Genomic DNA, 8,092 nt, shown 5'->3' on the forward strand with positions numbered 1-8,092 from the left:
GCCGCGGGTTCGGGCGTGACCGGGCCCGGCGGCGCGGCCTGCTGGAGCCAGATCTCGCCCGGCTGCGGCGGGGAGCTGCGCGTGCGCGCTGGCGGCTGCCAGACCGGCTGGCGCCGCGCCGACACCGCTTCGATGCCCTTGTGGCGCGGCACGTAATCCACCGCGCCCGGCATGGACGCATGCGTGGCGCCGAGGCGGGCGGCCTCGCGGCTGTCCGGCTCGCGCACGGTGCGCGCGGGCGCGCGTGGCGGCGCGACATCTTCCTCGTCCGGTTCGAGCGCCTGCGGCTTGCGCGAGAACAGGCTGCGCCAGGTCTCGCCGAACACCATCGGCGCGGCCAGCGCGAGCACCCCGAGCATGACCAGCAGGCTGGCGCTCCAGCCAAGCATGCCGGTCAGCAGCCCGCCGAGCGCGCGCCCGGCGCTGCCGCCCGACGTGCTCGCCGCCATGCCGCCCTCGCCCGCGGCGCCCGTGAGGGCTTCCAGCGAAGCGCTCGCGCACAGCACGATCAGCGTGCCCACCCAGACGCGCAGCGAGCCGCGCCCGCTGAAGAACCGGCGCTCGCCGGCGAGCAGGCGCGCCACCGTGCGCCACAGCAGCGGCAGCAGCCACAAGGTCGAATAACCGAACCAGCCAAAACCCATTATCGAAACGCCATCGTCAAATACCTCGGGCAGCGATTGTAGCGGGTCTGCGCGCCGCGGCGCCGTGCAAGATGCGCGGCCGTGGCGGAATCCCCGCAGTCGCGTGCCGGCGCGGCGGGGCCGCGGCGCGCATGCGGACCTGCCCGCCGCGCGGCATGTGCGCTACTATGGGCGATGCCCGCCACGGCCCGACCGGCCGCGGCCTGACCCACACGCAGCCGAACCCCGGGCGCCCGCCGCCGCCGAGCCAACCATGCAGACACGCTACGCCGGACTGTCGGCACTGGTGGTCGATGACCACCCCTTCCAGCTGCTGGCGGCCGAGCAGTTGCTGAGCCAGCTCGGCGTCGCCGACATACGCTGCGCGTCCGACGGGCGTGTCGCGCTCGACCTGCTGGCCGCGCGCAAGTTCGACCTGGTGCTGTGCGACATCGAGATGCCGGGGATCAACGGCCCGGCCATGATGGACGAGCTGACCCGGCGCGCCGGCCAGGCCTTCGTCGGCGCGCAGCCGCTGTGGGTATGGGTGTCGGCGCTGGAGGACGACATCATCGATTCCCACGTGAGCCTGGCGGACTCGGTCGGCCTGGCCCACGTGCGCGCGGTCCACAAGCCGATCTCCGCGGTGGTGCTGGAGGAAATCCTGCAGGACGCGCTGGCGCGCGACCTGACCGCCGCGCCGCCGATGGCCGCGCTCGACCAGCCCGACGATGCCGACCTGCTGGACGCGCTGCAGACGCCCGGCGCCATCTTCATCATGCTGCAGCCGCAGTTCCATATCGTCAGCGGCAAGCTGGCCGGCGCCGAGGCGCTCTGCCGTTGGCGCCATCCGTCGCTGGGGCTGGTGCGGCCCGACCTGTTCGTGCCGCGGCTGGAAATGCTGGGCAAGGCCGATGCGGTGTTCCAGCTGGCGGGGCAGCAATGCCTGTCGGTGCAGCGGCAGTTGCTGGCGCGCGGCGTGCGCATCGCCCTGAGCATCAATGCCTCGGCGCAGACGCTGTGCCGGCCGGGCGTGCTGGACGCCTTCGATGCGATGGTGGAAGCCAGCGGCATGCCGCGCCAGTTGCTGATCATCGAGCTGACCGAAGGCTATCCGGTGCCGGACCCGCGGGCGCTGTCGATCGCGCTGAACCGGCTGCGGCTGCTCGGCTACGGCGTGGCGATCGACGATTTCGGCATCGGCATCGCCACCCTCAAGCTGCTGGCCGACCTGCCCTTCACGCAGGTCAAGCTGGACCGCTCGTTCGTGGTGGCGCTGCCCGGCAACAGCCAGCGCGCGGCGATCTGCCGCAACATCATCAACCTGGCGCGCGACCTCAAGCTGGAATGCGTGGCCGAGGGCATCGAGACGCCCGCGCAGCGCGACGCGCTGCAGGCGCTGGGCTGCGACCTGGGCCAGGGCTACCTGTGGTCGCCGGCGCTGCCGCCCGACATGTTCGTGGCCGAGACCCTGGGCCGCTGGACCACCTGAGCCGCCGCGCGCGGCGGCGTCAGTTCCAGCGCCCGGCGATGCCGCCCACGCTCAGCCGCCCGGCGCCGAGCAGCAGCACCGCCAGCGCGCTGGCCAGGTACATCGCCTGCAGCTCCAGCGCCCAGCCGCCGGTATCGTTGACCAGCCCGAACTGGCTGGTATGCACCAGCGCGATCGCCACCACCATGTTGACGGCCACGACCAGCGCCGCCAGGCGCGCCCACAGGCCCAGGATCAGCAGGACCGGGGCCACCACTTCGCCGACATAGACCAGGTAGGCCACGGCCGGCGGCAGGCCGGCCTGCGTCACCACCTGGGTGACGAAGCCGGGGCCGTGGATCAGCTTGGACACGCCGTGGAAAAGGATCAGCGCGCCAAGCACGATGCGCAGCACCGCCTTGCCGAGGTCCTGGGATGTCTGGGTTCCGCTCATGGTCGTCACTCCTTGTCCGCTCTTGTTCGCGCTCTTGCACGGTATCGGAAACGCCGGCTGCCGCCGGCGGGGCCAGCCAGCCCATGCGCCTTTCGCGCCACGCCGGGCGCCTATGTACCTTAGTGCGCGGCACCGTGAAGGTAAAGCCACAAGTTGCGGGCGCGCCGCGGCGCGGGAAAGGCCGCCCGGATCGGGCCGCGGGCGAGGCCGCCCGCCAGGCCGGCAGCACGCGGCTCAGGCCGTGCCGACGGGACGCCGGTGCATGCCCGGCTGCTGCAGCTGCATGCCGGCCTTGCGCGCGGTCTCGGGCAGGATCTCGGCGAGAAAATCCAGGAAGCGCCGCAGCGCCGGCGGCATGCCCTTGCGCGACGGAAACACCGCGTGCAGCGTGCCGACCGGCGTGATCCACTGCGGCAGCAGCAGCTCCAGCTCGCCGCTCTCGATGGCATCGCGGCAGAACATGCGCGGCAGCATGGCCACGCCGATGCCGGCGATGGCCGCCTCGCGCAGCAGCGCGAATTCGTCGGTGATCAGGCGCGGATCGTAGGCGATGTGCATGGCCTGGCCGCTGTCGCAGGTCAGCGTCCAGACGTGCTTGCCGTCGTGCGGCTTCTGGTTGACGCCGGGCATGCCTTCCAGCGCCTGCGGCGTGCGCGGCCGGCCGATGCTGTCGAGCAGCGCCGGGCTGGCCACCAGCATGAGCGGGCTTTCGCCGAAGTTGCGCACCACCAGCGAGGAATCGTCCATCACCTCGCGCACCCGCAGCGCGAGGTCGAAGCCTTCGCCGATCACGTCCACGCGGCGGTTGGTGGCCTCGATCTCCACCCGCACGCCGGGGTTGGCCTGCATGAAGCGGCCGATCTCCGGCGCCAGCAGGCTCTGCGCGATCGCCACCGGGCAGCTCACGCGCAGCGTGCCGCCGGGCTGGTCGCGCGCCTGCTCGATGACCTCGCGCGCGCCTTCCGCCTCCGCCAGCATGGCGCGGCAGCGTTCGTAATAGGCCTCGCCGATCGGCGTCACGCGCACCTGGCGCGTGGTCCGGCGCAGCAGTTGCACGCCCAATTCGCGCTCCAGCTGGGCGATGCGCCGGCTCAGGCGCGACTTGGGCACGCCGCTGGCGCGGCTGGCGGCGGAAAAGCTGCCGTGCTGGACTACCTGGGCAAACAGCGAAAGATCGTTCAGGTCTTGCATCGTCGTGACGGCTTCTTGCGGTGGCTGGGGGCGGCGGACCGGGGTTTCCGGGATGTCCGCGGGCCGGTCGTGCGTTCCGGCACTGGAACAATAATTTCTATTTTGCACCACTACCGGCATCAATGGCGGACCGCTATCGTTCGCTTCACCTAATCCCGAAACACCGATCCACCTGTGGAGCTGAACATGAACATCCTGCAAATCGACTCGAGCGTCCTGGGCGGCCATTCCGCTTCCCGCAGCCTGACCGCGCAGGTCGTGGCCGACCTGCTCGCCAAGAACCCCACCGCGAAGCTGACCGTGCGCGACCTCGACCAGGACGCGCCCGCCCACCTGTCCGGCGCGCTGCTGCCGGTGCTGGGCGGCCCCAAGGATGGCCTCGACGCCATGCAGGAAGCCGAACTGCAGCGCACCGAAGCCTTCCTCAAGGAATTCCTGGAAGCCGACGTGCTGGTGGTCGGCGTGCCGCAATACAACTTCGGCATCCCCAGCCAGCTCAAGTCGTGGATCGACCGCATCGCCCAGGCCGGCCGCACCTTCCGCTACACCGAGAAGGGCGCCGAAGGCCTGGCCGGCGGCAAGCGCGTGATCGTGGTGTCGTCGCGCGGCGGCGTGCGCGCGGACGCTTCCGCGCTGGACCTGCATGAGCAGACCGTCGACGTGGTGTTCCGCTTCCTCGGCATCACCGACATCACCTACGTGCGCGCCCACGGCCTGGCCTTCGGCCCGGACGCCCGCGAAGCCGCCCTGGTGGCCGCGCGCGGCCAGGTGGCGGCGCTCAACGACGGCGCCCCGCTGGCCGCCTGACCCGGCCCCGGCGGCGTGGCGCCGCCAGGGGATGCGCAAGACAGGACGCCCGCCCGCGATGCCGCCGGCGGGCGTCCTGCGTTACGGACACCGGCGCCGGGCCGGCCCGCGCTGCGCGCCTGCCTCCCGGCCCGGCCCGCCTTGCTGCAGGACGCTCGCCGGCTGTACCTGCCGCGCATTTCAGGTCTATGATGGTTCCGGACGCGCCCGCTTTGGGCGCGGATCCCCCAGGGGCAAGCCCGCACAGCCAGGCAGCACGGGCCCGGGCAGCGGCCTGCCCGCCCTCCACCAGCCACGGCCGGCCGCATGCGCGGGCCGCCCCGCGGCAGACGCCACGTCCGATCCGGGAGCCCGCATGTCTTCTGCCCTGCTGCCTGCCAGCGCGCTGCATCCCCCGCACGAACCCGCCCTGCTCGCCCAGTACCGCCACGTGCGCGCGGCGACCGAGGCGATGGTGGCCGACCTCACCGACGCCGACGCCACCGTGCAGTCGATGGAAGACGCCAGCCCGGCCAAATGGCACCTGGCGCATACCACGTGGTTCTTCGAGGAATTCGTGCTGGCGGCGCGCCTGCCGGACTACGAGCCGGTCGACGAGCGCTACCGCTACCTGTTCAACTCCTATTACGAAGCGGTCGGCGCGCGCCACCCGCGCCCGCGCCGCGGGCTGCTCACGCGGCCGTCGCTGGACGAGGTGCTGGCCTACCGCGAGGCCGTCGACGAAACCATGCTCGGCCTGCTGATGCACGCGCAGACCGATGCCGAGGCCGCGCTGATCGAGCTTGGCCTGAACCATGAGCAGCAGCACCAGGAACTGCTGCTGACCGACATCCTGCACCTGTTCGCGCAGAACCCGCTCAAGCCCGCCTTCGCGCCCGAGCTGCTGGCGCCGGTGATCGCCGACCCGCGCCCGGCCGCCGAGTGGCTGCGCTTTGCCGGCGGCGTGGTCGCCATCGGCCACGACGGCGACGGCTTTGCCTTCGACTGCGAAGGACCGCGCCACAACGTGCTGCTGCAACCGTACCAGTTGTGCTCGCACCCGGTCAGCAACCGCCAGTGGTTCGAATTCATCGAGGACGGCGCCTACCGCACCGCCGGGCTGTGGCTGTCGGACGGCTGGCGCTGGGTCAACGAGCAGGGCATCGAAGCGCCGCTGTACTGGGAAGAGCGCGAAGGCACGTGGTGGCAGATGAGCCTGCGCGGCATGCAGCCGGTGGACCCGGACAGCCCGGTCACGCATATCAGCTTCTACGAGGCCGACGCCTTCGCGCGCTGGGCCGAGCGCCGCCTGCCGACCGAGGCCGAATGGGAACACGCCGCGCGCAACCTGCCGGCCACCGGCAACTTCGCCGAAGGCCGCGTGCTGCGCCCGCTGCCGGACCGCCAGAATACGGCCGGCGCGCTGCGGCAGATGTTCGGCGACGTGTGGGAATGGACCGCCAGCCCGTTCCAGCCCTATCCGGGCTTCCGGCCGGGCGCCGGCGCGGTGGGCGAATACAACGGCAAGTTCATGTGCAGCCAGATGGTGCTGCGCGGCGGCTCGTGCGTGACGCCGGAATCGCACATCCGGGCGAGCTACCGCAACTTCTTCTATCCGCACCAGCGCTGGCAGTTCACGGGGGTGAGGCTGGCCGACGATGCGTAGGCGCGGCGGCCGGGTGCCCGGCCGGCTGCATCCCTAGTTCGCGCCCTTCCGCGGCGCCGGCGCCTCCATCGGCGTCTGCGGATACAGCTTCTGCCAGCGCGACTTCAGCCCGCTGGCGATCTCCGGCTGGTTGTAGCGCTCGGCGAAATCGATCACGGTCATGCCCTGCTGGTTGCGCAGCCGCATGTCCGCGCCCTCGTCCAGCAGCAGCTTGACCGTCTCGATGTGGCCGCCGCGCGCGGCCATCATCAGCGGGGTGCTGCCGTTGGGGCTTTCGGCGTCGATGTAGGCGGCGTGGTCGACCAGGTACTTGACGATCTCGTTGTTGCCGTTGGTCGCCGCGTAGTGCAGCGGCGTCCAGCCGGTCTTGTTGATCTCGACGTCCATCTGGTCGACCATCAGCTTGACCATGTCGAACTCGTTCTGCAGGCTGGCCATCATCAGCGGCGTCTCGCCGGCGGCGTTGGTCTTGTCGAAATCGATGTTCTTCGCGCGGATCAGCACCGCCGCCACCTTCAGCGACTTCTCGCGCAGCGCCACCACCAGCATCGGGTTGCCCTTGGCGTCGAGCCCGTTGGGGTCGACCCCGCGCGCGAGCAGCTTCTGCGTGGCGCTGGCATCGTCGAATTCCACCGCCTTGCGCAGGTCGTCGGCGGGCGTGCCCCAGGCGGCGCAGCCGGCCAGCAGGGCCGCGCTCGCGGCCAGGCATCGCAGTGACTTCATGTTAAGCATGAGAATTCCTGTCTATATGCTTGAAAAGGCGGAAGAAATTATCGGTCGTTTGCTCCGCCAGCTGTGCTACGGGAATACCGCGCAGGTTGGCGATGAACTCGCCCACGTGGCGCACCCAGGCCGGCTGGTTGGTCTTGCCGCGATACGGCACCGGCGCCAGGTAGGGCGAATCGGTCTCGATCAGCATGCGGTCCAGCGGCACCTTGCGCGCGGTTTCCTGCAGCTCCACGGCGTTCTTGAAGGTGACGATGCCGGAGAACGAGATATGGAAACCCTGGTCGAGCGACTGGCGGGCGATCTCCCAGCTCTCGGTGAAGCAGTGCATCACGCCGCCCACGGCGCCGGCGTCTTCCTCGCGCATCAGGCGCAGCGTGTCGTCGGCCGATGAGCGGGTATGGATGACCAGCGGCTTGCCGGTCTGCCGCGCGGCGCGGATATGGGTGCGGAAGCGCTCGCGCTGCCATTCCATGTCGGCGATGCTGCGGCCGTTGAGGCGGTAGTAGTCGAGCCCGGTCTCGCCGGTGCCGACCACGCGCGGGTGCGCGGAGAGCGCGAGCAGGCGCTCGAGCGTGGGGTCCTCGCCTTCCTCGTAGTCGGGATGCACGCCGACCGTGGCGTAGAGGTGCGGATGCTGCTCGGCCAGCGCCAGCACGCGCGGGAAGTCTTCCAGCGTGACCGAGATGCACAGCGCGTGCGTGACCTGGTTGGCCCGCATGTTCTCCAGCAGCTCGGGCAGGCGCGCGGCCAGGTCGGGGAAATCTAGATGGCAGTGGGAATCGACAAACATGGGGGACGGTATCCGGATAGCGGCGGCGCCATCGGGCCTGGGTTCGGCCTGGGGCGGTGCCGCCTGCCATTGTATCCGGTCGCACCCCGCTGCCCGCCGCCGGACGTTCCGTTTCAGCCGGCCAGCGCGATGGCGGCGCTGGCGTGGCCGAGCGTGACCGGCGCGTCGCCGAGCAGCAGGTCGCCGCAGGCCGAGTCGGCCAAGCCGGCCATATCGGTGGCCGCCGGTGGATCGGCCGGCAGCAGGCGGTGCCGCAGCAGCGCATGGGCCAGCAGCAGCCGGCGCGCGTCGGCGCCAGGCTGGCTGGCTTCCCAGGCCATCAGGATGGCGGCGCTGGCATGGTAGAGCGCGCTGGCGGCCCGGCGGGTGTCGGCTTCGCGCG

At 71.0% G+C, this 8,092-nt stretch carries 8 protein-coding genes and 1 pseudogene; 3 read left to right on the plus strand and 6 right to left on the minus strand.

Annotation, left to right across the window (positions count from 1 at the left end; genetic code table 11):
- A partial coding sequence (locus tag K206_RS37665) for a DNA translocase FtsK 4TM domain-containing protein (RefSeq protein ID WP_043365662.1) occupies window positions 1-644 on the minus strand: 644 nt, incomplete at its 3' end.
- Window positions 645-897: 253 nt separating this feature from the next.
- Between K206_RS37665 and K206_RS0106295 the strand changes: the two genes are divergently transcribed.
- Window positions 898-2,115, plus strand: coding sequence for an EAL domain-containing protein (locus K206_RS0106295; RefSeq protein ID WP_020201563.1), 1,218 nt, complete (start codon window positions 898-900; stop codon window positions 2,113-2,115).
- Between the two features lie 19 nt (window positions 2,116-2,134).
- On the opposite strand, the gene K206_RS0106300 is transcribed toward K206_RS0106295, so the two are convergent.
- Together K206_RS0106300 and K206_RS0106305 are read right to left on the minus strand one after the other, a co-directional pair.
- Window positions 2,135-2,548 carry a DoxX family protein gene (locus K206_RS0106300; RefSeq protein WP_020201564.1) on the minus strand — a complete coding sequence of 138 codons (414 nt, stop codon included), beginning with the start codon at window positions 2,546-2,548 and terminating at the stop codon, window positions 2,135-2,137.
- A gap of 234 nt (window positions 2,549-2,782) precedes the next feature.
- Window positions 2,783-3,739 carry a LysR family transcriptional regulator gene (locus K206_RS0106305; RefSeq protein WP_020201565.1) on the minus strand — a complete coding sequence of 319 codons (957 nt, stop codon included), beginning with the start codon at window positions 3,737-3,739 and terminating at the stop codon, window positions 2,783-2,785.
- A 186-nt stretch (window positions 3,740-3,925) separates the two neighbouring features.
- On the opposite strand from K206_RS0106305, the gene K206_RS0106310 reads away from it, so the two are divergent.
- Window positions 3,926-4,546 carry an FMN-dependent NADH-azoreductase gene (locus K206_RS0106310; protein ID WP_020423696.1) on the plus strand — a complete coding sequence of 207 codons (621 nt, stop codon included), beginning with the start codon at window positions 3,926-3,928 and terminating at the stop codon, window positions 4,544-4,546.
- A gap of 355 nt (window positions 4,547-4,901) precedes the next feature.
- The gene (gene egtB, locus K206_RS0106315) at window positions 4,902-6,191 is read left to right on the plus strand and encodes an ergothioneine biosynthesis protein EgtB (protein WP_020201567.1); all 1,290 of its coding nucleotides are present in this window, start codon (window positions 4,902-4,904) and stop codon (window positions 6,189-6,191) included.
- A gap of 33 nt (window positions 6,192-6,224) precedes the next feature.
- On the opposite strand, the gene K206_RS0106320 is transcribed toward egtB, so the two are convergent.
- The 3 genes and pseudogenes from K206_RS0106320 to K206_RS37670 all read right to left on the minus strand — a co-directional run.
- Window positions 6,225-6,923, minus strand: coding sequence for an ankyrin repeat domain-containing protein (locus K206_RS0106320; RefSeq protein WP_063826814.1), 699 nt, complete (start codon window positions 6,921-6,923; stop codon window positions 6,225-6,227).
- Window positions 6,916-7,710, minus strand: a complete 795-nt coding sequence (locus K206_RS0106325; protein WP_020201569.1) for a TatD family hydrolase — start codon at window positions 7,708-7,710, stop codon at window positions 6,916-6,918. Before K206_RS0106325 ends, K206_RS0106320 begins: the two co-directional genes overlap by 8 nt.
- Before the next feature lie 113 nt (window positions 7,711-7,823).
- Window positions 7,824-8,092, minus strand: a pseudogene (locus K206_RS37670) (DNA alkylation response protein); the annotation flags it as partial.

Origin of the sequence: Cupriavidus sp. WS (assembly GCF_000395345.1) — a bacterium.
Classification (GTDB): Bacteria; Pseudomonadota; Gammaproteobacteria; order Burkholderiales; family Burkholderiaceae; genus Cupriavidus; species Cupriavidus basilensis_B.